Here is a 24,343-nt window from a genome sequence, read left to right on the forward strand (position 1 = left end):
TCCACGCTATATGCGCCGCTTCAGCAAGGATGCGGGAGCAATGACGGGAACGAGACGATCAAGCGAGGGGCTCGATGCCCGCCGCCGCAAGCTTCTGTTTCGGTCCTGGCATCGCGGCATGCGCGAAATGGACCTCATTCTTGGCGGTTTCGCAGATGCCGAGATCGGCGCCTTGACCGGCGACGAACTCGACCAATATGAGAGGCTCCTCGATGTTCCCGACACCGAATTCCTGCCCGTGATCACCGGCGAGCGCCCAGTTCCGGCTGATATCGAGTGTGCCGTCCTGCAAAAGATCTTGGCGTCGCGCCAGGCGATGACATTCTGAATACGTGATTTCATGAGCTTGATTCCCACCATCGGCCTGCCGAAAGGCCGCGCCGGCCAGTTCATCGTCGACGGTGTTGCCGACGGCTACGAAGCCTTTGCGCTGGTGCAGGCCGCGCACGAGATCGCGCCCGACAAGCCGGTTTTGTTCGTGGCTCGCGACGGCCAGCGCCTGCCTTCGATTGTCGAGGCGCTGTCATTCGCCGCGCCAGGCCTGCCGGTGCTCGAACTGCCAGCCTGGGATTGTCTGCCTTACGACCGCGTCTCGCCCGGGGCGGATGCTGCCGCACGGCGTCTGGATGCGCTCACCGCGATGGTCGCGCTGGTGAAAAGACCGCACCGCGCCGTCATCCTGACCACCGCCAATGCGCTGCTGCAGCGCATTCCGCCGGCAAGCCTCATCGAGGCGCAGACCTTCCACGCCAGACCCGGCAACCAGATCGACATGAATGCACTGGTGTCGCGGCTGGAGACATCAGGCTTCGAGCGGGTGCCGACCGTGCGCGGCGTCGGCGAGTTTGCCGTCCGCGGCGGCATTCTTGACCTGTTCGCACCGGGCTGGACGGAAGCGTTGCGCCTCGATTTCTTCGGCGACACGCTGGAATCGATCCGCGTCTTCGACGCCGCCACGCAGCGCACCACCGGCCAGCGCAAGTCGATGGCGCTGCAGGCGATGAGTGAAGTGGCGCTGACGCCGGAGACCATCAGCCGTTTCCGCCGCAGTTACATCGAGGCCTTTGGCGCGCCTTCGCGCGACGATGGGCTCTACGCGGCGGTCAGCGAGGGACGGCGTTTCGCCGGCATGGAGCATTGGCTGCCGTTCTTCTATGAGCGGCTGGAGACGGTGTTCGACTATCTGCCGGACACGCCTGTCGTGTTCGACCATCTGGCGCATGAGGCGCTGGCGGAACGCCATGCGTTGATCCTCGACCACTACGAGGCGCGCAGGAAGCAGGCCGACGGCGCGCTGAAGGACGCCGTTCCGTACAAGCCGGTGCCGCCCGACCTGCTTTATCTGTCGCCCGAAAACCTCATCGCCTCGCTTGGGCCGCGCGAAGCGATTGACTTCACGCCCTTCGATGCGCCCGATGCCGGCGCGAAGAAAATCTTCCATGGCGGCTCGCGGCATGGCCGCAGCTTCGTCGAGGAACGCGCCGATCCCACCATCAACGTCTTCGACGTCGTCGTAAAACACATTGCCGATGAGCGGGCCGCCCGCCGCCGCGTCGTCGTCGCCGGCTGGACAGAAGGTTCGCTAGACCGGCTCGGCCAGATCCTGGCTGAACATCATCTCGGCAATCTCAAGCCGGTGGCCACGCTGGCCGAGGCGGAAAAGCTCGAACCAGGGCAGGCGGCACTTGCCGTCTTGCCGCTCGAATCCGGCTTCGAGACCGAGAAACTGGTCGTCGTCGCCGAGCAGGACATTCTAGGCGACCGGCTGATCCGTCGCTCGAAGCGCAAGAAACGCGCTTCGGACTTCATCGCCGAAGCCTCGGCGTTGTCCTCCGGCGACATTGTCGTCCACACCGACCACGGCATTGGCCGCTTCATCGGGTTGCGCACTATCGAGGCGGTCGGTGCGCCGCATGACTGCCTAGAAATCCATTATGCCGGCGACGACCGGCTGTTTCTGCCGGTTGAGAACATCGAACTGCTGTCACGCTATGGCTCGGATTCGGCCGAAGCGACTTTGGACAAGCTTGGCGGCGGCGCCTGGCAATCGCGCAAGGCGCGGCTGAAGCGGCGGCTGCTCGACATGGCCGGCCAGTTGATCCGCATCGCCGCGGAGCGGCAGATGCGCGCCGCTCCTTCGCTGGTGCCGGCGGAAGGTCTCTATGGCGAATTCTCCGCGCGGTTTCCCTACGAGGAGACCGACGACCAGCAGACGGCGATCGATTCGGTCATGGGCGATCTGGGCGCTGGAAAGCCGATGGACCGGCTGATCTGCGGCGACGTCGGCTTCGGCAAGACGGAAGTTGCGCTTCGCGCCGCCTTCATCGCGGCGATGGAAGGGTTTCAGGTCGCGGTGGTGGTACCGACGACATTGTTGTCGCGTCAGCATTTCAAGACCTTTTCGCAGCGTTTCTCCGGCCTGCCGATCCGCGTCGCTCAGGCCTCGCGGCTGGTTGGCGCCAAGGATCTGGCCGAGACCAAGAAGGGCATCGCCGAAGGCACGGTCGACATCGTCGTCGGCACTCACGCGGTGCTCGGCGCCTCGATTTCGTTCAAGAATCTTGGCCTGTTGATCATCGACGAGGAACAGCATTTTGGCGTCAAGCACAAGGAACGGCTGAAGGACCTGAAGAGCGACGTGCATGTGCTGACGCTGTCGGCGACGCCGATCCCGCGCACGCTGCAACTGGCATTGACCGGCGTGCGCGAACTGTCGCTGATCGCCACGCCGCCGGTCGACCGCCTGGCGGTGCGCACCTTCATCTCGCCCTTCGACCCGCTGGTCATCCGCGAGACCCTGCTTAGGGAACGCTACCGCGGCGGTCATTCCTTCTATGTCGTGCCACGCATCAGCGATCTGGCGGAAATCCATGATTTCCTGCGTGAATCCATTCCAGAGCTGAAAGTGGCTGTCGCTCACGGCCAGATGCCGCCCGGCGAACTCGACGACATCATGAATGCCTTCTACGACGGCCAGTACGATGTGCTGCTGTCGACCACCATTGTCGAATCCGGCCTCGATATCCCGACCGCCAACACGCTGATCGTGCATCGTGCCGACATGTTCGGTCTGTCGCAGCTCTACCAGCTGCGCGGCCGCGTCGGCCGCTCGAAGGTGCGCGCCTATGCGCTGTTCACGCTGCCGGCCAACCGCAAGCTGACCGACACCGCCGAGCGCCGGCTGAAGGTGCTGCAGTCGCTCGACACGCTGGGCGCCGGTTTCCAGCTCGCCAGCCACGATCTCGATATCAGAGGCGCCGGCAATCTTCTCGGCGAAGAGCAGTCGGGCCATATCAAGGAGGTCGGCTTCGAGCTCTACCAGCAAATGCTGGAGGAAGCTGTCGCCGAGGTGAAGGATTCCGGCGAGGTTCAGGATGGCGGCTGGTCGCCGCAGATCGCCGTCGGCACGGCGGTGATGATCCCGGAAAGCTATGTTCCGGACCTGCAGCTGCGGCTGGCGCTCTACCGCCGCCTCGGCGACCTCGAAAACACCGAGGAGATCGATGCCTTCGGCGCAGAACTGATCGATCGGTTCGGCCCGCTGCCGGAGGAGGTGAAGCATCTGCTGAAGATCGTCTTCATCAAGGCGCTCTGCCGCAAGGCCAATGTCGAAAAGCTCGATGCCGGACCAAAAGGCGTTGTCATCCATTTCCGCAAGCGCGAGTTTTCCAATCCTGTCGGGCTGGTCACGTTCATCGGCGAGCAGGGTTCGCTGGCCAAGATCCGGCCCGACCAGAGCGTCGTCTTCAGCCGCGACTGGCCGACACCTGAAAAGCGTCTGGCCGGGGCCGCCGTCGTCATGACGCAATTGGCTCGGCTGGTGGAGAGGACTGCCTAGCAAGGCGTTGCTGGTGCTTTGGCCAATGACTACGCCGGCAGTTCCTGGCGCATCACGGCCATTCGCCACACGTCCAAATCCGGTCTAGAATAGGAAATCGGCTTCGTGTATGGAGCCGCGAGCCCCATTTGGGGGCGAAATGGCGGGCGATACCACCCGCTGGAAAGAACGTTGGGTGCAACGATGACGAAATGGTCGCCGAATTCGTGGAGAGCAAAGCCGATCCAGCAGGTTCCTGCCTATCCGGATCTTGCCGCGCTGAAGAACACGGAAGGCCAGCTTGCCACCTTTCCACCGCTGGTTTTTGCAGGTGAGGCACGCAAGCTGAAGAAGCAGCTTGCGACCGTCGCTGCCGGTGACGCATTCCTTCTGCAGGGCGGCGATTGCGCCGAGAGTTTTGCCGAGCATGGCGCGGACAACATCCGCGACTTCTTCCGCGTCTTCCTGCAGATGTCTGTGGTGCTGACCTTTGCCGGCGCGCAGCCGGTGGTGAAGGTCGGCCGTGTCGCCGGCCAGTTCGCCAAGCCGCGCTCGTCCGACAACGAGACCAAGGGCGGCGTGACGCTGCCCAGCTATCGCGGCGACATCATCAACGGCATCGAGTTCGACGCCAAGTCGCGCATTCCCGATCCCGCACGCCAGGAAATGGCCTACCGCCAATCGGCTGCGACGCTCAATCTTTTGCGCGCTTTCGCCCAGGGCGGCTACGCCAGCCTGGAGAACGTGCACCAATGGATGCTCGGCTTTGTATCGGATAGCCCGCAGGGCGAGAAATACGAGTCGCTCGCCAACCGCATCACCGAGACGATGGACTTCATGAAGGCTGTCGGCATCACCTCGGAGACCAACTACGCGTTGCGCGAGACCGATTTCTACACCAGCCACGAAGCGCTGCTGCTCGGCTACGAGGAGGCGCTGACCCGCGTCGATTCGACCTCAGGCGACTGGTACGCAACTTCCGGCCATATGATCTGGATCGGCGATCGCACCCGCCAGCCCGACCATGCCCATGTCGAATATTGCCGTGGCATCAAGAACCCTCTGGGCCTGAAATGCGGCCCGTCGCTGACGCCGGACGGGTTGTTGCAGCTCATCGACCTGCTCAATCCGGAGAACGAGCCCGGCCGGCTGACGCTGATCGCGCGCTTCGGCTCCGACAAGGTCGCCGACCATCTGCCGAAGCTGCTGCGCGCGGTGAAAAAAGAAGGCCGGAGCGTGGTGTGGTCGTCGGACCCGATGCATGGCAACACCATCGAGGCCGCCGGCTACAAGACGCGGCCCTTTGACCGCATCCTGAAGGAAGTTCAGACCTTCTTCGAGGTGCATCGTGCCGAAGGCACGCATCCGGGCGGCATCCATATCGAGATGACCGGCAAGAACGTCACCGAATGTACCGGTGGCGCCCGCGCCATCACCGCCGAGGAGCTGCAGGATCGCTACCATACCCATTGCGACCCGCGCCTCAACGCCGACCAGGCGATCGAGCTGGCATTCCTGGTCTCGGACCTGCTCAAGAAGAGCCACCCGGTCCAGCACAAGCAGGCCGTCAACGGCTGATTTCAGTCGCCATCGATCAAGAAGCGCCGGAGAAATCCGGCGCTTCTTGATTCAGCATCCTCATCTTGCGATAATCTGATTGCAATTTGCAATTGGTTATGCGCCTTTGGGCGGGGACAGAACGGAGGCACCGATGGCTGGGATCGTCTATGCCATGCTGATGTCCCTGAAAAGCTATATCCCCGGGCCAGGCGGAGACATTGCCTTGCGCAGTCGGGTTTCATAGCTGGCCGTTCGAACACGCCCGCTTTGTGTCGCATTTGCTCGTGCGCGGCAGCGATAAAACTGGAATCCTGCCGCAATGCCGAGGATGGCGACTGCGTGGGGAGGCGAGATGGACGACACTCATACCGGGTCATGCCTGTGCGGAGCCGTGCGCTTCAAGACGCGGGGGCCATTGCGCGACGTAATCTATTGTCACTGCTCGCAATGCCGGAAGCAGAGTGGTCACTTCTACGCTGCGACCAATGTCCCCGAAGGGAACATCACAATGTCAGGTGCCGAGAGCATCACTTGGTACGAAGCGTCTTCGTTTGCAAAGCGCGGCTTTTGCAAGACATGCGGCTCTCTGCTGTTCTGGAAGCCACGGCAAGATGCCTACATCTCGGTTATGGCGGGACTATTCGACGAGCCCACGGGACTTCAGGGGCAATGTCACATCTTCGTCGGCGACAAGGGCGACTACTACACGATCGACGATGGGCTGCCGCAGTTCGAGAAGTCGACGCCGTCGATCAAGGTCGCGGATGAGTGAGAAGGTCGCCGACGAATGATTTTTGGAGAGATCGCCTTATTCCCTTGATCCGGCCATTGCGCTATCCCCTGCCGGTGATTCGGAAAGGTTTGGCATGCAGCGGCTGATCGACGCATTCTTCAATTCAGTGCGGGCATTTCGCAAATTGGCTTCCAGCGAAAAAGCCTTCCAGCAGGAGCTGATGCTGCTCGTGCTGGCGTTGCCGCTCGGCTGGTTTGTTTCGGTGTCGTGGCGCGGCTATGCGCTGTTGATCGGGGCGGTGCTGCTCCTGATCATGGTCGAAGTGCTGAACACCGGCATCGAGGCCGCATGCGATGCGTTCAGCCGGGAATTCAACGTCGATATCCAGCTCGCCAAAGACTGCGGTTCGCTGGCGGTGCTGATTTCGGTGGTGATCGTTGCCGGCGTCTGGGGCATCGCCATCATCGAGCGAATCTTGGGGCTACCGATCTAATCCTCACCTCTTATATGACGGTTACCAAAGGAGACCGTCATGTCGGACACTACTGATTTTCTTCTGCCCGAGCGTGCCGGCCTGCCCGATGATTTGCGCTGGCTGACTGAGAAATATCCGCGCGAGATCTGGCAGGGGCATTCCAACATCCATGGCATCGCCACTATGTGGCTGCAGCGGCACGACATGTTCCGCGAGCTCGGCGGCATGCTGACCAACGGTATCGGCGACTATCACGAGGGCAGGCTGACGGGGCCGGAGTTCGCTCGCTGGTTCGCGCCGCGCCTCAACCATTTTCTCGGCAATCTCGACGGTCACCACAATGTCGAGGACCATCATTATTTCCCGGTATTCGCCAAAGCCGAGGTCCGGCTGAAGCGCGGCTTCGAGATTCTGGATGCCGATCATCACACCATCCATGAGGGGCTGGAGCGCAATGCCGAGGCCGCGAACGCCTTCATCCGCACGCTTCAGGACAGCGAGGACAAGCAGCGCTTTGCCGCCGATGCCTATGCCGACCAGAACAGCCGGCTGATCGCCATGCTGACCCGGCACCTTGCCGATGAGGAAGACCTGATCATTCCGCTGATCCTTGATCGCGGCGATCGGACGCTCGGCATCGATTAGGATGTGTGGATATTCAGGTGATGCCGGCCTGCAAATGGCGGCTTCCTGTGCTTCCGGTGCTCACGTACCCAAAAGTACGCTGCGCTCCGGTTCTCGGAACCCACCTGTTTGGTCGCTTCGCGCCCGTCCTCGACTCCGACTCGGCCTGACCTGAATCTCAACACATCCCGGAGCAAGGTGAGGTCAGGTTTGCTCGACCCTTACGTTTCCTTGCTACGCTCCTTTTTGGCAATGGTGTGAGCGATGAACCAGGCGAGGACCGCCGCTGCCAACCCAATCGCCAGGGCGATCAGCAATCGCTCGTGACGGGCCAACGCCTGGCCGACGATGCGCTCCGTGCCCAGCCCGAACACATAGCCGATGGTGGTGAACAATCCGGCCCAGACTATGGATGAAATGACGTTGAGAATGACAAAGCGCGTCACGGCAATGCCGGACAATCCGGCCGCGATGCCGCCGACAAGGCGCAGGCCGTAAATGAAGCGGTTCGACAGCACGAAAATGTCGGGATGGTTGGAGACGAGACGATAGGCGTGGCTGAAGCCTGGCCGACCTCTCAATTTGATCACAAGCGGATGATCGGCGAAGCTTCGTCCGAGGGTGAAGAAGAAAGTGTCGCCGACAAAGGCGCCGATGGAGGCCGCCAGAAACGCCTGCCACAGGACGAAGACATGCTGATGGGCGAAAAACCCGCCAAGGAGGGCGGCACTTTCGCCCTCGGCGACACAGCCCAGAAAGACGGCAATCAGCCCATATTGTTCGATGAGATTATGGATGGCATCCGTCATGGACGCGTCCGCTGCTTCGACAGAATCTCGTCGATGCGCTTCACCTGCTCGGCTAGCCGGGCGATCTCGTCGCGCATCCCGATGATCTGGCTGTGGCGCAGTTCGTCGAGCTTTTCATGCAGCGCCATGATCTCGATCTCGGCCTTGAGATTGACCTCGTAGTCGTGCGCGGCATCGATACGATCGCGCTCGGTCTGGCGGTTTTGCGCCATCATGATCACCGGCGCTTGCAGGGCCGCGACCATGGAAAGCACCAGGTTGAGGAAGATGAAAGGATAGGGATCGAAGGCGTCGCGCGTCAAAAGCCAGACATTGCCCGCCGTCCACAGGATCAGGAAAGCAATGAATGTCAGGATGAAGGACCACGAGCCGCCGATCCGGGCGATGGTGTCGGCCAGGCGGTCGCCAAACGTCTGATGAAAGGCGATAGCCTTGTTGGTATCCTTGGAGATCGTGGTGCGCTCGAGCGTTGATTGCAGCACCCGGTTTTCAGGTGCGTCCGGCTTTCGCTTCAGCCAACGGTTCGCCAGTTCCTCGATCGTCTTGTTCATCGTCGCCTCCGTCGTCAGCGATAGAGGTAAAGGCTACTGGTTCGCACGGGAAGTGGTAGATTGACGCGATAAGGTGAGGAAACAATGATGGATTTTCAGAAAATCCGCGCCCGCGCGGCCAAACGCAAGGACGGGGAAGCGGCGCTGGCGTCGCTGCTGGGACCTATCCCGGACAATGCCGCGGTGGCTGACATTACCGACGACCGCATCCTCTCGACCATTGCCGAGCGTGTTTTCGCCGCTGGTTTCGTCTGGCGTGTCATCGAGCAGAAATGGCCTGGTTTCGAAGAAGCGTTCCTCCGCTTCGAGCCGAAGCGGCTGTTGTTTCAGCCGGACGATTTCTGGCACGATCTGGCGAGGGACGAGCGTATCGTGCGCAACCCGCAGAAGATCAAATCCGTCCGCGACAACGCAGCCTTCGTCGCCCGCGTGTCGAAGGAGCATGGCGGCTTCGGCAGGTTCCTCGCCGATTGGCCTGAAGACGACCAGGTTGGACTGATGGCCTATCTCGCCAAGCATGGCAGCCGGCTCGGCGGCAACACCGGCCAGTATTTTTTGCGTTGGCTGGAATGGGACGCCTTCATCGTCTCAACCGATATGGCGGCCGCGCTACGCGACGCCGGCCTGGACATCGCCGAAAGCCCGACCTCCAAGAGGGATCTCGACAAGATCCAGAGCCAGATCAATGCCTGGGCGGCGCAAACCAGCCTGCCGCGCCGGCATATTTCGCGCATTCTGGCGATGTCGATCGGCGAGAACCATTCGCCGGAAGCGCTGCGCGAATATATGGGCGAATAGGGCCGAACGACATGTCGATCGGTCCGACACGATCGACATTCGTCGATCGGCCGGGACACGTATGACACATGTCATTCGGTCCGGGTGGTCCAAGCAAACGCCATTGCCCAGGCGATTTTGCCGCGTTAAACCCGCAGGCATGACCAACACCGCTTCCGACATATTGCGCATCGCCGTCGCCCAGCTCAATCCGACGGTTGGCGACGTCGCCCGCAATCTCGCCAAGGCGCGCGAGGCGAGGGCGGATGCCGCCCGCCAAGGCGCCGATCTCGTGCTGTTCACCGAGCTTTTCCTCGCCGGTTATCCGCCCGAAGACCTGGTGCTGAAGCCGTCTTTCCTGAAGGCCTGCGAGCGGGCGGCGCAGGATTTCGCCGGCGATACTGCCGATGGCGGGCCGGGCGTCATCATCGGCACGCCGCTGAAGCGCAAGAGCGGCACGCACAATTCAATCATCTTTGCCGATGGCGGCAAGATCCTTGCCGAGCGCTACAAGCTCGATTTGCCGAACTACGGCGAATTCGACGAGAAGCGCGTCTTCCAGGCTGGTCCTGAAATGCAGGGACCGGTCAATTTCCGCGGCGTGCGTCTGGGGATTCCGATCTGCGAAGATATCTGGGGCGATGTCGGCATCTGCGAGACTCTGGCCGAAAGCGGTGCGGAAATCCTGCTGGTGCCGAACGGCTCGCCCTATTATCGCGGCAAGGTCGACGTTCGCCACCAGGTTGTCATCCGCCAGGTCATCGAATGCGGATTGCCGATCATCTATGCCAATCAGCTTGGCGGCCAGGACGAACTGATCTTCGACGGTGCATCCTTTGCCATCGGCGCCGACAAGACGCTGGCCTTCCAGATGAGCCAGTTCGAGGAGACGGTCAACGTCACCACCTGGAAGAGAAACCGCGCCGCCGCAGGCGGGCAAAACGGCAATAATTCCGACGGCTGGGTCTGCTCCGAAGGGCCGATGTCGAAAATCCCGGAAAAGGAGGAGGCCGATTATCGCGCCTGCATGCTGGGCCTGCGCGACTACGTCAACAAGAACGGCTTCAAGAACGTTGTGCTCGGCCTGTCCGGCGGCATCGATTCGGCGATCTGTGCAGCACTTGCCGTCGATGCGCTCGGCGAGGAACGGCTGCGCGCCGTGATGATGCCCTACCGCTACACCTCGAAGGACTCGCTCAAAGACGCCGAGGACTGCGCCCGTGCGCTCGGCTGCCGCTACGATATCGTGCCGATCTTCGAACCGGTCGAAGGATTTCTGCATGCGCTGACGCAGCTTTTCGAAGGCACCAAGGAAGGCATCACCGAAGAAAACCTGCAGAGCCGCGCGCGCGGCACCATTTTGATGGCGATCTCTAACAAGTTCGGCTCGATGGTGGTCACCACCGGCAACAAGAGCGAAATGTCGGTTGGCTACGCCACGCTCTACGGCGACATGAATGGCGGCTTCAACCCGATCAAGGACCTCTACAAGATGCAGGTCTATGCGCTGGCGCGCTGGCGCAATACGCACGTGCCGCCGGGCGCGCTGGGCCCATCCGGCGAGGTGATCCCGAACAACATAATCGACAAGGCGCCGTCGGCGGAACTGCGCGAGAACCAGACGGATCAGGATTCGCTGCCGCCCTATCCGGTGCTGGACGACATATTGGAGTGTCTGGTCGAGAACGAGATGGGTGTCGACGAGATCGCTGCCCGCGGCCACGACAGGGCGACGGTGACGCGCGTCGAGCATCTGCTCTACATCGCCGAATACAAGCGCCGGCAGGCAGCGCCCGGCGTGAAGATCACCAAAAAGAATTTCGGCCGCGACCGCCGTTATCCCATCACTAACCGGTTCAGGGACGGCGGATAGATCACCGTTTCTCGCTTCTGTGAAATGGCTGCGGCCGGCCGATCGGTGGGATAGCCATGCCTGACTGTGAAATCAGCTTCGACGTATCGCGGATCGACTTCCGGGCGACCTCCGACCGGTTGATGGCAAGCTACTGGGGCAGCGGGCGCAGCGACGAAGTCCACCGCCGCGCCTTTGCTAATTCGCTTTGCGTCGGCGCCTATTCCGACGGCAAGCAGGTCGGCTTCGGCCGGGCAATCACCGACCGCACGGTGTTTGCCTATCTGGCCGATGTCATCATCTGGCCGGAATATCGTGGACAAGGGATCGGCACGCGGCTTGTCCAGGCGCTTATCGATCATCCGGATTGCAAGACAGTCACGCACTGGAGCCTGTCGACGAATGATGCCCACGCGGTTTACGAAAAACTTGGCTTCAGGCCGTCCACCGATGGCCGCTACATGCGGCTCGATCGTATTCCGGTAGCCTGAGTGGACGACGACAGCGCACAACCCGCGATTGTTGCAAATCTTCTCACTGGTTGGACCAGATGCGCTTTCGGTCGCTCTCTGGCTTGGCGACGCGTTGAGGCATCTCTATAAGAACGGTTCCGCGATTCCCCTTTTGGGAGGACCGAATGCCAGGATTTGACATCGTTATGCGAGGCCGCGAAGCCTAGGTCTCAGGTGGCGCGCCGGAAGGTTTTCACCTTCATGGCCAAGCCGATCTGACAACAGGCCTTCGTCGATGCCGGTCGCCGCCCGTATTCGGGTGAGCCGCCAAATATGCCGAACCTCCGCATTCCCGGGCGCTAATTCGCCCCACGCGGTTTTTCAATTTTCGACCTTACCGGGACCGGGCTCGTTTGCGCCCGAATGACATCATGGCTCGTTTTCAGATAGATTTGCGCGCGGGTGCCTTTCGCAGCGTTCTTGGCTTCACGCTCAGTCATTGGCGGCGTCAGCCGTGGCGGCTTTCGCTCATCATGGGCACGTTCCTGCTGTCGACGTTGGCCGACGTGCTGACGCCGCTCTATTCCGGCCGACTGGTCGATGCCGTTGCCAGCAGTGCTGCAGCGGACGATGTCGCGTGGAATGCGGCGATGGCGGCCTTTTCGATGCTGGTAGCCCTGGCGCTCACCGGCGTTGTGCTGCGCAATCTCGCCTTCGTGGCCATCGTCGAACTGACCCTGAAGATGATGGCGGATATCGCCGCCGACGCCTTCCATCGCGTCCAGCGCTTCTCGACCGACTGGCACGCCAACAGCTTCGCCGGATCGACCGTGCGCAAGATAACCCGCGGCATGTGGGCGCTCGACCTGCTCAACGACACGATCCTGATCGCGCTGCTGCCGTCCGTCGTCATGCTCGTCGGCTCGACGCTGCTGCTCGGCTGGTTCTGGCCGCTGATGGGTGCTGTCGTCGCCGCGGGTTCGGTGCTGTTCATCGCGGTGACGGCGCTCCTGTCGCTTGGCTATGTCGCGCCTGCGGCAAGGCTTGCCAACGCGTGGGACACGCGCCTGGGCGGTTCGCTGGCCGATGCGGTGAGCTGCAACGCCGTGGTCAAGGGTTTTGGCGCCGAGGAGCGCGAGGAGACGCGCCTTGCCAACGTCGTCGCAAGATGGCGCGCGCGTACGCGCCGCACCTGGGTGCGCGGCACCATCAACGGCACCACGCAAGGGTCGATGCTGCTGCTTCTGAGAGCAGCGGTGATCGGACTTTCGCTGCTTTTGTGGTCGTGGGGGCAGGCGAGCGCCGGCGATGTCACCTTCGTGCTGACCTCGTTCTTCGTGCTGCAAGGCTATTTGCGCGACATAGGCACGCACATCCGCAATTTGCAGCGCTCGATCAACGACATGGAGGAACTGGTCGACTTCCAGTCCGAGCCGCTCGGTATCGAGGATGCGCCCGGCGCCAAACCGATCCGCATCACCGACGGTCGCATCAGCTTCGACAACGTCACCTTCCATTATGGCAGCCATAGACTGCCGCTCTATCGCGACTTCTCGGTGGATATCGCGCCGGGCGAACGCATCGGGCTGGTCGGCCATTCGGGCTCGGGCAAGACGACCTTCGTCAAGCTGATCCAGCGCCTTTACGACGTGAACGCGGGAACGATCCTGATCGACGGCCAGGATATTGCTGGGGTGGCGCAGGCATCGCTGCGCGGGCAGATCGCCATCGTCCAGCAGGAGCCAATTCTGTTCCACCGGTCGCTGGCCGAAAACATCGCCTATGCCCGGCCGAGCGCCACGCAAGCCGAAATCGAGCACGCAGCACGGCTGGCCAGCGCGCACGACTTCATCGTCGGCCTGCCGAAGGGTTACCGCACGCTGGTCGGCGAACGCGGCGTGAAACTATCGGGCGGCGAGCGCCAGCGCGTGGCGATCGCGCGGGCTTTCCTCGCCGACGCGCGGATCCTCATTCTGGACGAGGCGACATCCAGCCTCGATTCGGAATCGGAGGTGCTGATCCAGCAGGCGATGGAGCGGCTGATGGTCGGCCGCACAACGCTCGTCATCGCGCACCGGCTTTCGACGGTGCGGGCGCTGGACAGGCTTCTGGTGTTCGATCGTGGCCGCATCGTCGAAGAGGGTTCGCATGACCAACTGATCCGGTTGCAGGGCGGCATCTACCGCCGGCTGTTCGAGCGCCAGGCGCTCGAATTGACCAAGGGGCTGGCGATCTGACGCCTACAGCGCCGTGTGTCTTAATGAACGCGCGGCGCTGCCGCCTTTTCATCGCCTTCGTCATGTTCTATGTCTGCGGCCAAGCGCGGGGGCGTGTCTTGTCAACAGCTAAACCATCCGGTACCCCCCGTTCATGACAGTTACCGTCCGTTTCGCCCCATCACCCACCGGCCGCATTCATATCGGCAACGCGCGCACTGCGCTGTTCAACTGGCTGTTCGCCATGAACAACAAGGGCCGCTTCATCCAGCGTTTCGACGACACCGACGTCGCCCGCTCGACGCAGGAATTCTCCGACGCCATCCTCTATGACCTACATTGGCTAGGGATATTTCCGGACGCGACGGAATACCAGTCACGGCGCTTCGAGATCTACGATGCGGCGGTGGAGAAATTGAAGGCGGCGCGCCTTCTCTACGCTTGTTACGAAACACCGGAAGAGCTCGATCTCAGGCGCAAGGTGCGCCGCACGCGCGGCCTGCCGCCGGTCTACGGCCGCGAAGCGCTGGCGCTGCCCCCTGAGCAGATCGCCGAATACCAGGCCGATGGTCGGCGGCCGCATTGGCGCTTCCTCCTGCCCAATTTCACCAGCGATCCTCTGCAGCCGGAGCGCACCGAAATCCACTGGAACGATCTGGTGCGCGGCGAGGAAACCGTCGACCTTGCCTCGCTTTCCGACCCGGTTCTAATGCGCGAAGACGGCACCTATCTCTATACTCTGCCCTCGGTGGTCGATGACATCGAGATGGGGATCAGCCATGTCATCCGTGGCGACGACCACGTCACCAACACGGGCGTGCAGATCGCGCTGTTCCAGGCACTGGGTGCCGAGCCGCCGGTGTTCGGCCACCACAATCTGTTGACCACTGCATCGGGCGAGGGCCTGTCGAAGCGGAGCGGCGCGCTGTCCATCGAGAGCTTACGCGAGACCGGCATCGAACCGATGGCAGTTGCCTCGCTGGCCGTGCTTGTCGGCACGTCGGAGAACGTAGTGGCGGTGCCTGACATGACCGAGCTTGCCCGGCGCTTCGATCCGGCCGCGACGTCGAAATCCGCCACCAAATTCGATCCGGACGAGCTCTTCGTGCTCAACCGCACACTGCTCCACCATATGCCGTTTTCCGAGGCGCGCGACCGGCTGATCGTGCTCGGCATTTCCGGCGAACAGGCCGAGCCCTTCTGGCTGGCGGTGCGCGGCAATCTCGACAGGCTGGCCGATGCAGCGATCTGGTGGCGCACACTTCGCGAAGGCCCGCAGGAGCAGCCGGGCTTTTCCGACGTCGACCGCGATTTCCTTCGCCAGGCGTTCGACCTTTTGCCGGAAGACCCCTGGAACGGGTCGGTCTGGAAGGAGTGGACGGGCAGGATCAGGGAAGCGACCGGCCGCAAGGGCAAGGCGCTGTTCATGCCGCTCAGGCTGGCGCTTACGGGGCAGCCTTCGGGGCCGGAGCTTGCAGATCTGTTGCCGCTGCTGGGTCGGGAAGGAACGTTGGCCCGACGACCCTGACCTTGCGCCGTCCCGGCGGCGGCAAAGTCGTCGGCGAGGGTTTGACGGCGAGGCGCTTGATGGCTTCGCGATCGAGCCCGCCTTCGACATTTGCCAAAGTCTCGGGGTCGGCGCCTTGATCGGCTTTGGCGACAGGCACCGGAATGAGCTGCTTGGACTCCACATCGGCCTCGGTCTGTTCCGGGCTTGGCGGATTGCCGGCAATGATCTCGAAATTCTGTGCAGCGTTGCAGCCGCAGGCCGGCGGGCGCAACGTTTCGGGCTGCTTGTAGAGATAGGCGGTCGGCAGTTCGCTGTAGCGCCTGCCGGTTACCGAAGACGTCATGTCAGCCGAGTCGTCGCCAATGCCGCGCGTATAAAACACCTGCATCTCGGTGCCGGGGCAACTCGAATCGCAGTTCTTCTGGTCGCGCTCGAAATCGCCCAGCGAGGCGGCATTCGACATCGGGAAGAAATAGCCGTCGCAGGTGCGCACGCACATTGTGCGGAATTCGCCGCCAAGGCGTGGCAGGTCCATGCCATCGGGCTGATTGATCATTGCGCGGACACCGCGTTCTTCGTCCGGATCGCTCGGCTCGTCCAGCGCATCGGGGTGATTTGTGGCGTCGCCCAAAAGCCGATCGAGCAGGCTTTCTTCGCCGTTTTCACGGTTCGCTTCGAGGACAGGCGCACGTTTCGAAGGCACGACGCTGTCGCGACAGCCATTGGCGTCGAGTGAGGCCAATATGCGTGCGCGATCGCGGCGCGAGCCGCCGCCGGCGAGCTGCGCGCGCTTGACCTGCAGGGCATCGAGATTGGCGTTCATGCGGTCGAGCGTGGCCTCGAGTACGGCGCAAGCGTTGCGATTGCGGCCGAGCAGCGAAAAGCCGCAGCCGGCGCTGTCGGACTGGCGGCTTACCTTTGAAATTTGCTCGCGCTGCCGCACGATTGCATCATCGTATTTCCTGAGCAGGGCCGGCTTGCCGCCGCCACCGCGCGAAGCGGTCGCGAGATCGGCTTCCAGTTGCCGGCAAACACGGGAGGCGGCCTGCGGCTGAGTGACGGCAAAGCCTGATAACGCCAGGGCACCAAGCAGCGCCGCTGCATGCGTCAGCTTCCACCCTCCGCCCGTCATTCGCCGTGAACTCCGTTTAACCGCCCGTCGCGAAAGCTACCGCGTTGCGGTCATTTATCAGCTTACCGCGAAAAAGCCGTTTTAGCCCAGATTTACGACCGCCTGCGCCTTATGGGCCGCTTCGACCACGGCGAGCGCCGTCATGTTGACGACGCCACGTGACGTCACCGACGGCGTCAATATATGCGCCGGTCTGTCGGTGCCGAGCAGGATCGGGCCGACATGCAGCGCGTCCATCATCGCGCGCAGCGCGGTTAGCGTGATGTTCGCCGAATCGAGATTGGGGAAGACCAGCAGATTGGCTTCGCCCTTCAGCCGCGAATGCGGATAGACCCGCTGGCGCAGCTGCTCCGACAAAGCCGAGTCGGCATGCATCTCGCCGTCGCATTGCAGGTCTGGCGCGATGCGCGCCAGGATTGCCGCCGCCTGCCGCATCTTGAGCGCGCTTGGCGAATCGCGTGAGCCGAAATCCGAATGCGACAGCAGGGCGGCCTTGGGTTCGATGCCGAAGCGCTGGATTTCTTCGGCCGCCAACACCGTCATCTCGGCGATCTCCTCGGCCGTCGGATCGACCGTGACATGGGTGTCGGTGAGGAAAATGATGCCTCGCTGCGAGATCAGCATGGAAAGCGTCGACAGGTCATGATCCTTGATACCGGCGCGCGGGCCGATGATCAGGGTGACATTGCGCAAATGCCGCTCAAAACGTCCTTCCAGGCCGCACACCATGGCGTCGGCATCGCCACGCTTGAGGGCAAGTGCGGCGATCACGGTGTTGTCGGTGCGCACCATGGTGCGCGCGGCTTCCGTCGTTACGCCACGCCGGCCGGCGAGTTCGATCAAAAGGTCAACATAGTGGCGATAGCGTGGATCGTCCTCGGGATTGATCAGGCCGAAATCGACGCCTGGTTTGATTCGCAGTCCGTAGCGTTTCAGCCGCACCTCGATGACATGCGGGCGGCCGATCAGGATCGGCTCGGCTATGCCTTCCTCCAGCACCACCTGGGCGGCACGCAACACGCGCTCATCCTCGCCGTCGGCATAGATGACGCGCTTGGCATTCGACGTCTTGGCCATCGTGAACACCGGCTTCATCACCAGGCCGGAGCGGAAGACGAAGCGGTTCAGCGTGTCGATATAAGCGGCAAAGTCGGTGATCGGCCGTGTCGCGACGCCCGTGTCGCAGGCGGCTTTGGCCACCGCCGGAGCGATGCGCAGGATCAGCCGCGGGTCGAAGGGCGAGGGGATCAGGAAATCAGGCCCGAAGATCGGCGTTTCGCCGGAATAGGCGCGCGCGGCGACATCGGAAGGTTCCTCGCGGGCAAGGGCAGCGATCGCCCGCACCGCCGCCATCTTCATCTCTTCGTTGATGGCGCTGGCGCCGCAGTCCAGCGCGCCACGGAAAATGTAAGGAAAACAGAGTACGTTGTTGACCTGATTGGGGAAATCCGAGCGGCCGGTGCAGATCATCGCGTCGGGCCGCGCCGCCCGTGCCGCTTCCGGCATGATCTCGGGGTTGGGATTGGCCAGCGCCAGGATCAGCGGTTTTGGCGCCATATGCTGGAGCAATTCCGGTTTCAGCACGCCGGCGGCCGAAAGACCCAGGAACACGTCGGCGCCCGGCAGCACATCGGCCAGCGTGCGCGCCTCGGTGTCCTTGACATAGGGGTCCTTCCAGCGGTCCATCTCGTCGACGCGGCCCTTGTAAGCGACGCCGAAACGGTCGGTGACCCAGATGTTTTCCACGCGCGCGCCGAGCAAAACCAGCAAGTTGAGGCAGGCAAGGGCAGCTGCCCCGGCGCCGGAGGTGACGATCTTGATGTCGGAGATCGTCTTGCCGGCAAATTCCAGCCCGTTGAGTACGGCGGCGGCGACGATGATCGCGGTGCCGTGCTGGTCGTCATGGAAGACCGGTATGGCCATGCGGGCCTTGAGCCGTTCCTCGACCTCAAAACATTCGGGCGCCTTGATGTCCTCGAGGTTGATGCCGCCGAAGGTCGGCTCCAGCGCCGAGATGGTCTCGACCATCCGCTCGATGTCAGGCGCTTCGATCTCGATGTCGAAGACATCGATGCCGGCAAATTTCTTGAACAGCACCGCCTTGCCTTCCATCACCGGCTTGGAGGCCAGTGGGCCGATATTGCCCAAGCCGAGCACCGCCGAACCATTGGAGACGACGCCAACCAGATTGGCGCGCGCCGTGTAATCGGCGGCCGCCGCCGGATTGTCGCGGATTTCCAGACAGGGCGCCGCGACCCCGGGCGAATAGGCAAGCGCCAGGTCGCGCTGGTTGCCGAGCGGCTTTGTTGCCTGGATTTCAAGCTTTCCAGGCCGTGGATGCTTGTGGAAATAAAGTGCGGCTTCGTCGAGATCCGAGCGGGCCGTTTTTTTGATTTCGCCTTCCATACGGGCCTCCCTGCGATCCTGCCTTGAAGCCCTTTTAGCATGCAGCGTTGGATTTTCACGATGCCAAATGACGTAACCGCCAATTAGGCAGAAGAATCGTCAAAAACTCATCTATGTCAGATTGTTGCGCTGAACTCCTCACCTGCCATGTCGCTGCCGGGCTGATGTCATGGGAGCGCATTGCGCGACCTGGTACGTCCGATCGCCGGCGGTCAAGTCACGTCTGGCCGACCATCAAGCAGTTTCCAGACGCTATCGACGATGGCCGGCCGTGGCCGCCGTTTCGCGATCACCGCAAGTGGCCACGCGGGCAGCGATGCGTCGGCGATCGCTGCATACCGGACGCCCTGAAATACAAGGCGCTGTGTCGATCGTGGCAGCAGGGCCGCACCCAAGCCTGTGGACACGAGCGAAAGCATGGTCAGTGCCCGCGTCGCCTCCTGGACGATCCGCACGTCGAGGCCAGTCTTGGTGAATGTGTCTACGATGCGGGCATGGAGCGCCGGGCCTTGTGCAGCCGGAAACATGATGAGCCCGTGGCGGGCGATGTCCGCCAGCGTCACCCCGTGCGTCTGCCGATCGTCAGGCAGAACGGCAACAAGATCTTCAGCAGGATAGTCATGGACGTCGAGACGTTCGTCGGTCCCGAGCGGTGGATGCACGAAACCGATGTCGATCTCACTGCGCGACAACGCCGCAATCTGCTCATTGGTGGACACCTCGATGAGCTTTGGATGGATGTCCGGATACTTCTCGCGAAGCCGGGACAGGAGGTGCGGCAGATGCTCGTAAAGGGCCGCCGACACGAAGCCGATCCTGATCTCGCCAGCTTCGCCGTCATGCGCTGCGCGGGCGACATGAAGCGCCGAATCGGCGTGCCGTATGGATGCTCGAGCCTCTTCCACGAAGGCCGAGCCGGCGCGCGTCAAGGTCAGGCGGCGGTTGGCCCGCTCGAACAGCTTGACGCCGAGCTCCTTCTCCAAACGCCCGATCGATTGACTAAGCGGAGGCTGCGCCATGGCCAGCCGCAGTGCGGCACGACCCATATGCAGATCCTCCGCAACAGCGAGGAAATGTCGCAAGTGCCGAAGTTCCATATCTTGACGATATCAAAAACCCTCAAACGCGTCATCGATAAGATATCGAATAGCTGGCAGTCTTTGCGGAACGCAATTGCGACCGGAGACGTCATGATGTCCCATTTTACCGCCTTTCCCCTCGTGCTCACAGCAGCCGCTATGATCGCCGCTCCAGCACCGGCAGGAGAGCCGGATCTCGTCCGGGCCGACAGGTTCGTCGAACTTCGGACGGGCGAGCGCCTCTTCGTCCGGGAGGTGCGCCGTCCTGGCGCAGCGTCCGAAGCCAACTCCGCCGTCCTCCTCGTCCATGGCGCACGCGTGCCCGGCGTTGCGTCCTTCGATCTGCCTGTTGCGGGTGGGTCGCTTGCCGCCGACCTCGCGGCGGACGGGCACCTTGTCTATGTCCTGGATGTTCGCGGCTACGGCGCATCGAGCCGCCCTGCGGCCATGAACAGGCCGCCGGACAAGTCCGCTCCCCTGATGCGTACCGAAGACGTCGTGGCGGATATTTCCGCAGCGGTCGACGCTATCGCGGAATGGAGCGACGTTTCGAGGGTCAGCCTCGTCGGCTGGGCCACCGGCGGACATTGGGCCGGCGCCTACGCCAGCCGGTTTCCGCAGACGGTTGACCGGCTCATCCTCTACAACTCCCTGCATGGAGGCTCAGACCAGCACTCCACTCTTGGCACCGGCTCGCCGCTCGAAAATCCCGACCGGCCCGGGACATTCAATGTCCATACGTTCGGCGGTTATCGGATGAATACACGTCAGAGCCTATTCACTGCCTGGGACGACAGCATCCCGGTCGCGGACAAGGCCCAGTGGCGCGATCCCGCGGTCGCTGCGGCCTATGGTGATGCAGCACTCGCCTCCGACGAGACGGCGCCGACGCGCCAGCCGCCGAGTCTCCGGTCCCCAAGCGGCGCCATGGCCGACAGCTTCGAACTCGCCTTCGGTCGCCGGCAATGGTCGGCGGCGGCACTCACCATGCCAGTGCTCGTCATCCGCTCCGGACGGGATTTTTGGAGCCGGCCGGAGGACGCGAAGACAATCGTGGACGAAGCACCAAAAGCGGAACGTCTAGACATCCCGGACGCCACGCACTTCGTGCATCTCGATCGCGAGGCCGCAGGGCGCGGTGTGTTCCTCGACGCTGTGGAGCGGTTTCTCGATCGGCAGGAGGAATGACCATGAAGGGTAGTTCATGTGTCCTGCGGGAGCAGCAGCCGCAACGGTGTCAGGTGGACCGCTTTGCGGCTACCGTCCACCCGACAGCTACTGACCGCGGTTGCGGGGCTACGCCTATCTCCGCCGCGCCACATCTCGACTCTCCCGCCTCCGCCATTTCCCGGCGCATACAAACGTCAGACTTCGCTAGGCCGGCGCCGTTTCCTTGGATGTTCATGCTTTTTTGTCATCGATGAGCGCACCCATCGCGGCGAGGTGGTCGGCGAAGCCGGCAACGAACCGCCTGACCTTCAACGGAATGAAGCGGTTCGATGGATAGACCGCATGCACATGGTGCGGCGCATAGTGCCAGTCCGGCAGCACATGTTCGAGCAAGCCTTCGGCGATGAGCGGATCGAGTATCACCCTGTGCCCGAGGCCGATGCCGACGCCGGACAGCAACGCCTGATGATTGAGCAGCGAATTGTCAGAGCGCATGGCCGGCCGGATTCGCACCTCGGCCTTTTCGCCGCCCGGGCCGGTGAGCGGCACGACATCGCGCTTCCTGATGTGGGCGTAAAGCAGATAATCATGTTCGGCGAGATCTTCCGGGCGCCGCGGCCGGCCCCGGCGGTCGAGATACTCTGGCGTCGCCGCGAGGCAGCGCCCGATCACGCCGAGCTTGCGCACGATCAGCCGGTTGTCATCGATAGTCCCCATACGGATCGCCACGTCGAGCCCCTCTGCGATCACATCGACGAAACTGTCGGTCAGCGCCACGTCGAGCAACAGTTCCGGATAGGCGCGCTTGAACTCGATCAGATAGCTGCCAAGCACGCCGGCGCCGAAGCTGGCCGGCGCGCCGACGGCGAGACGTCCGCACATCTTCGATTCGAGGCAGCCGACGCTTCTGTCCGCCTCCTCGATGCGCTCAATGATGTCGCGGGCGCGCTCCAGATAACGCCGGCCGGCTTCCGTTGGCGAAACATGGCGGGTCGTACGGTCAAAGAGCCGGACGCCTAGACGCTTTTCCAGTGCGCGGATCTGCTGGCTGACGGCCGGCTGGCTCAAGCCCAACTCGCGCGCTGCCGCCGAGAATCTGGCGGTATCGCAGGCGCGTACGAAGCTGGTCAGCTCGGTCAGGCGGTCCATGATGGCAACTCTCCGTCGTGATTAATAAACAAGAGTAATGAGACATATAATCAATCGGCAAGTTCAAAAAGCTGAGCCTATGACGTAGATCCGCCTTGCTCCGCCTGGAGCTCTGGATCCCCAAACTGGAGACGATGCAATGCCGCTTTCCCGCCGTCATTTTCTCGCCGGTGCCGGCCTAACCGGCGGCACTCTCCTAGCCAATGTCTCCGTTCCGGCCTTGGCCCGCGCGCCGCTGGTCGACGCCGCAACGCTTGGCGCGCTGCGCCGCAACGTGGGATCGGTCCAGGTTACGGCGCTACTGGACGGCTATATCGACATTGGTTCCGAGCTGGTCATCGGGCTCGCTGAGGCCGATGCGGAGCGGCTGGCTGAGGCCAGCTTCCAGAAGCCCGGACCGCACCGCGCACCGGTCAATGCCTATCTCATCAATCTGGGCGACCGTCTGGTGCTCGTCGACGCCGGTACGTCGGACAGCATGGGCCCGTCACTCGGCCGACTTCCGGCCGCTATCGAGGCGGCGGGCGTTTCTCCGGACCAGATCGACACGTTGCTGATTACCCACATGCATCCCGACCATATCAACGGCGTTCTGACTCCCGCCGGCCAGGCGCTGTTTCCCAATGCCGAGCTCATCGTCACCGCCGCCGATTACGCCTTCTGGCATGACGACGCGAACATGAACCGGGCGCCGGATGGGGCAAGGCCGTTCTTCATCGGCGCCCGCCAGGCCGCCGCCGCCTATGCGAACCGCGTGCGGCAGGTGGCTGGCGAGGGCGAGGCGGTCGGCGCGATCCGCACCGTGCCGCTGCCCGGCCACACGCCGGGCCATGCCGGCTTCATCGTGGAATCGGACGGCGAGGCGCTGTTCATCTGGGGCGATGTCGTGCATATGGCTACCTACCAGTTCGCGCGCCCGGACTGGAGCATCGCCTTCGATGTTGATTCCAAGCTGGCTGCCGAAACGCGCAAGCGGACGCTCGACCGGGTCGCTGCTGACCGGATGCTGATCGCCGGCATGCATTTGCCGTTCCCCGGCATCGGCCATGTGGCGCGCGATGGCGACGCCTATCGCTTCGTGCCGGAAGAATGGCCCTATGCACTGTAGGGCGGCCAGCGCGGGAAGGGGCCATCATAGCTCAGCTGCTCCATGACGACGGCCACCTGCAAGGCCTGCTTCAGAGCCGTCACGATCGTCTCCCGGCGTTCCCAGCGGGTACCAAGCGTTCGGTACTAGAACGCGCTGACATAGGCGCCGCCGTCGACCGGTATGTTCTGCCCGGTCAGGTAGCCGGCATGAACTGAGCACAGGAAGGCGCAGATCTGGCCGAATTCCTCCGGCGTGCCGAGCCGCTTGGCCGGAACGTTGGCTGCTGCCTGGGTCTTGCGTGCGGCGGCAGCAGCTGGATCTTCGGGGGTGCCGGCTTCATGCGGGGGGCGCAGCCGATCGGTGTCGATCTTGCCCGGCAGCATGTTGTTGATCGTCACATTGCGGTCGATCACCGTCCGCGCGACGCCGGCCAGGAACGAAGTCAGGCCTGCGCGCGCGCCGGACGACAGATCGAGGCCGGGAATGGGAACATAGACCGACAGCGAGGTGATGTTGACGATGCGGCCGAAGCCGCGTTCGGCCATGCCGTCGATCACAGCCTGAACCAGTTCGACCGGGGTCACCATGTTCTGGGTGACGCCTTCGAGGATTTTTTCGCGGTCGAGTTCGCGGAAATCGCGAAGCGGCGGTCCGCCATTGTTGTTGACGAGGATATCGGGATCGGGACAGGCGGCAAGCAGCGCCTTCTGCACCTCGGGCTTCGACACGTCGCCGACGATTTCGGTGACCTCGACGCCAAATCTTTCCCGCAGTTCGGCGGCGGTCTTCGCCAGCTGGTCGGCATTGCGCCCGTTGACGACCAGATCGCAACCGGCCTCGGCCAGCGCCATGGCGCAACCGCGCCCAAGTCCTTTGCTCGAAGCGCAGACGATGGCCTTTTTTCCGCGAATACCGAGATCCATGGCGATTTCTCCTTTGAT

At 62.7% G+C, this 24,343-nt stretch carries 20 protein-coding genes; 13 read left to right on the top strand and 7 right to left on the bottom strand.

Features of this window, described 5'->3' with window-relative positions; all coding sequences use genetic code 11:
* Positions 1-40 precede the first annotated feature (40 nt).
* The 6 genes from A9K68_RS17370 (at position 41) to A9K68_RS17395 (ending at position 7,230) form a co-directional block, all read left to right on the top strand.
* On the top strand, positions 41-328 hold the full coding sequence (locus A9K68_RS17370; protein ID WP_065009628.1) for a succinate dehydrogenase assembly factor 2: 288 nt from the start codon (positions 41-43) through the stop codon (positions 326-328).
* 12 nt (positions 329-340) lie between these two features.
* A complete protein-coding gene (gene mfd, locus A9K68_RS17375; protein WP_065009496.1) occupies positions 341-3,838 on the top strand; it encodes a transcription-repair coupling factor in 3,498 nt (1,165 codons plus the stop codon).
* 183 nt (positions 3,839-4,021) lie between these two features.
* Positions 4,022-5,395, top strand: coding sequence for a 3-deoxy-7-phosphoheptulonate synthase class II (locus A9K68_RS17380; RefSeq protein ID WP_065009497.1), 1,374 nt, complete (start codon positions 4,022-4,024; stop codon positions 5,393-5,395).
* Between the two features lie 334 nt (positions 5,396-5,729).
* Positions 5,730-6,149 carry a GFA family protein gene (locus tag A9K68_RS17385; RefSeq protein ID WP_065009629.1) on the top strand — a complete coding sequence of 140 codons (420 nt, stop codon included), beginning with the start codon at positions 5,730-5,732 and terminating at the stop codon, positions 6,147-6,149.
* A 94-nt stretch (positions 6,150-6,243) separates the two neighbouring features.
* A complete protein-coding gene (locus A9K68_RS17390; RefSeq protein WP_029352991.1) occupies positions 6,244-6,603 on the top strand; it encodes a diacylglycerol kinase in 360 nt (119 codons plus the stop codon).
* A 39-nt stretch (positions 6,604-6,642) separates the two neighbouring features.
* On the top strand, positions 6,643-7,230 hold the full coding sequence (locus A9K68_RS17395) for a hemerythrin domain-containing protein (RefSeq protein ID WP_065009498.1): 588 nt from the start codon (positions 6,643-6,645) through the stop codon (positions 7,228-7,230).
* Between the two features lie 200 nt (positions 7,231-7,430).
* Here A9K68_RS17395 and A9K68_RS17400 read toward each other — a convergent pair whose 3' ends face one another.
* Together A9K68_RS17400 and A9K68_RS17405 are read right to left on the bottom strand one after the other, a co-directional pair.
* Positions 7,431-8,018: a DedA family protein gene (locus tag A9K68_RS17400; RefSeq protein WP_065009499.1), complete on the bottom strand. Its 588-nt coding sequence runs from the start codon at positions 8,016-8,018 to the stop codon at positions 7,431-7,433.
* Positions 8,015-8,569: a DUF1003 domain-containing protein gene (locus A9K68_RS17405; protein ID WP_065009500.1), complete on the bottom strand. Its 555-nt coding sequence runs from the start codon at positions 8,567-8,569 to the stop codon at positions 8,015-8,017. The genes A9K68_RS17400 and A9K68_RS17405 overlap by 4 nt, the downstream gene beginning before the upstream one ends.
* Before the next feature lie 84 nt (positions 8,570-8,653).
* On the opposite strand from A9K68_RS17405, the gene A9K68_RS17410 reads away from it, so the two are divergent.
* The 5 genes from A9K68_RS17410 (at position 8,654) to gltX (ending at position 15,394) form a co-directional block, all read left to right on the top strand.
* Positions 8,654-9,367, top strand: coding sequence for a DNA-3-methyladenine glycosylase I (locus tag A9K68_RS17410; protein WP_082982502.1), 714 nt, complete (start codon positions 8,654-8,656; stop codon positions 9,365-9,367).
* 139 nt (positions 9,368-9,506) lie between these two features.
* Positions 9,507-11,219, top strand: a complete 1,713-nt coding sequence (locus A9K68_RS17415) for an NAD+ synthase (protein ID WP_065009501.1) — start codon at positions 9,507-9,509, stop codon at positions 11,217-11,219.
* A gap of 56 nt (positions 11,220-11,275) precedes the next feature.
* Positions 11,276-11,689, top strand: a complete 414-nt coding sequence (locus A9K68_RS17420; protein WP_065009502.1) for a GNAT family N-acetyltransferase — start codon at positions 11,276-11,278, stop codon at positions 11,687-11,689.
* Between the two features lie 392 nt (positions 11,690-12,081).
* Positions 12,082-13,887 (top strand): ABC transporter ATP-binding protein, encoded by a 1,806-nt coding sequence (locus A9K68_RS17425; RefSeq protein WP_065009631.1) that lies wholly within the window; start codon positions 12,082-12,084, stop codon positions 13,885-13,887.
* 133 nt (positions 13,888-14,020) lie between these two features.
* Positions 14,021-15,394, top strand: coding sequence for a glutamate--tRNA ligase (gene gltX / locus A9K68_RS17430; protein ID WP_065009503.1), 1,374 nt, complete (start codon positions 14,021-14,023; stop codon positions 15,392-15,394).
* Here the strand turns inward: gltX and A9K68_RS17435 are convergent.
* The 3 genes from A9K68_RS17435 to A9K68_RS17445 all read right to left on the bottom strand — a co-directional run bounded on the left by A9K68_RS17435 (position 15,312) and on the right by A9K68_RS17445 (position 19,960).
* Complete coding sequence (locus A9K68_RS17435) at positions 15,312-16,508, bottom strand: DUF2865 domain-containing protein (RefSeq protein ID WP_065009504.1); 1,197 nt, start codon at positions 16,506-16,508, stop codon at positions 15,312-15,314. The genes gltX and A9K68_RS17435 overlap by 83 nt on opposite strands.
* A gap of 81 nt (positions 16,509-16,589) precedes the next feature.
* On the bottom strand, positions 16,590-18,914 hold the full coding sequence (locus A9K68_RS17440) for an NADP-dependent malic enzyme (RefSeq protein WP_065009505.1): 2,325 nt from the start codon (positions 18,912-18,914) through the stop codon (positions 16,590-16,592).
* Between the two features lie 212 nt (positions 18,915-19,126).
* Positions 19,127-19,960: a LysR family transcriptional regulator gene (locus A9K68_RS17445; RefSeq protein ID WP_246811177.1), complete on the bottom strand. Its 834-nt coding sequence runs from the start codon at positions 19,958-19,960 to the stop codon at positions 19,127-19,129.
* A gap of 147 nt (positions 19,961-20,107) precedes the next feature.
* Between A9K68_RS17445 and A9K68_RS17450 the strand changes: the two genes are divergently transcribed.
* Entirely contained in the window at positions 20,108-21,181 is a 1,074-nt protein-coding gene (locus A9K68_RS17450; protein ID WP_065009632.1) for an alpha/beta fold hydrolase, read from the top strand.
* A gap of 213 nt (positions 21,182-21,394) precedes the next feature.
* Here A9K68_RS17450 and A9K68_RS17455 read toward each other — a convergent pair whose 3' ends face one another.
* Complete coding sequence (locus A9K68_RS17455; RefSeq protein ID WP_065009507.1) at positions 21,395-22,312, bottom strand: LysR family transcriptional regulator; 918 nt, start codon at positions 22,310-22,312, stop codon at positions 21,395-21,397.
* Between the two features lie 139 nt (positions 22,313-22,451).
* On the opposite strand from A9K68_RS17455, the gene A9K68_RS17460 reads away from it, so the two are divergent.
* On the top strand, positions 22,452-23,420 hold the full coding sequence (locus tag A9K68_RS17460; RefSeq protein WP_065009508.1) for an MBL fold metallo-hydrolase: 969 nt from the start codon (positions 22,452-22,454) through the stop codon (positions 23,418-23,420).
* 125 nt (positions 23,421-23,545) lie between these two features.
* Here the strand turns inward: A9K68_RS17460 and A9K68_RS17465 are convergent, their stop codons facing one another.
* Positions 23,546-24,325, bottom strand: a complete 780-nt coding sequence (locus tag A9K68_RS17465) for an SDR family oxidoreductase (protein ID WP_065009509.1) — start codon at positions 24,323-24,325, stop codon at positions 23,546-23,548.
* Positions 24,326-24,343: the final 18 nt, after the last annotated feature.

Source organism: Mesorhizobium sp. AA22 (assembly GCF_001672375.2).
In the GTDB taxonomy this organism is placed as follows: Bacteria; Pseudomonadota; Alphaproteobacteria; order Rhizobiales; family Rhizobiaceae; genus Mesorhizobium; species Mesorhizobium wenxiniae.

Coding starts and splice junctions, on each gene's coding strand:
- A9K68_RS17455 (WP_065009507.1), bottom strand. CDS start 22,312: ATGGACCGCCTGACCGAGCTGACCAGCTTCGTACGCGCCTGCGATACC.
- A9K68_RS17435 (WP_065009504.1), bottom strand. CDS start 16,508: ATGACGGGCGGAGGGTGGAAGCTGACGCATGCAGCGGCGCTGCTTGGT.
- A9K68_RS17425 (WP_065009631.1), top strand. CDS start 12,082: ATGGCTCGTTTTCAGATAGATTTGCGCGCGGGTGCCTTTCGCAGCGTT.
- gltX (WP_065009503.1), top strand. CDS start 14,021: ATGACAGTTACCGTCCGTTTCGCCCCATCACCCACCGGCCGCATTCAT.
- A9K68_RS17380 (WP_065009497.1), top strand. CDS start 4,022: ATGACGAAATGGTCGCCGAATTCGTGGAGAGCAAAGCCGATCCAGCAG.
- A9K68_RS17370 (WP_065009628.1), top strand. CDS start 41: ATGACGGGAACGAGACGATCAAGCGAGGGGCTCGATGCCCGCCGCCGC.
- A9K68_RS17405 (WP_065009500.1), bottom strand. CDS start 8,569: ATGAACAAGACGATCGAGGAACTGGCGAACCGTTGGCTGAAGCGAAAG.
- A9K68_RS17390 (WP_029352991.1), top strand. CDS start 6,244: ATGCAGCGGCTGATCGACGCATTCTTCAATTCAGTGCGGGCATTTCGC.
- A9K68_RS17400 (WP_065009499.1), bottom strand. CDS start 8,018: ATGACGGATGCCATCCATAATCTCATCGAACAATATGGGCTGATTGCC.
- A9K68_RS17445 (WP_246811177.1), bottom strand. CDS start 19,960: ATGGGTCGTGCCGCACTGCGGCTGGCCATGGCGCAGCCTCCGCTTAGT.
- mfd (WP_065009496.1), top strand. CDS start 341: ATGAGCTTGATTCCCACCATCGGCCTGCCGAAAGGCCGCGCCGGCCAG.
- A9K68_RS17415 (WP_065009501.1), top strand. CDS start 9,507: ATGACCAACACCGCTTCCGACATATTGCGCATCGCCGTCGCCCAGCTC.
- A9K68_RS17385 (WP_065009629.1), top strand. CDS start 5,730: ATGGACGACACTCATACCGGGTCATGCCTGTGCGGAGCCGTGCGCTTC.
- A9K68_RS17420 (WP_065009502.1), top strand. CDS start 11,276: ATGCCTGACTGTGAAATCAGCTTCGACGTATCGCGGATCGACTTCCGG.
- A9K68_RS17450 (WP_065009632.1), top strand. CDS start 20,108: ATGTCCCATTTTACCGCCTTTCCCCTCGTGCTCACAGCAGCCGCTATG.
- A9K68_RS17410 (WP_082982502.1), top strand. CDS start 8,654: ATGATGGATTTTCAGAAAATCCGCGCCCGCGCGGCCAAACGCAAGGAC.
- A9K68_RS17465 (WP_065009509.1), bottom strand. CDS start 24,325: ATGGATCTCGGTATTCGCGGAAAAAAGGCCATCGTCTGCGCTTCGAGC.
- A9K68_RS17440 (WP_065009505.1), bottom strand. CDS start 18,914: ATGGAAGGCGAAATCAAAAAAACGGCCCGCTCGGATCTCGACGAAGCC.
- A9K68_RS17395 (WP_065009498.1), top strand. CDS start 6,643: ATGTCGGACACTACTGATTTTCTTCTGCCCGAGCGTGCCGGCCTGCCC.
- A9K68_RS17460 (WP_065009508.1), top strand. CDS start 22,452: ATGCCGCTTTCCCGCCGTCATTTTCTCGCCGGTGCCGGCCTAACCGGC.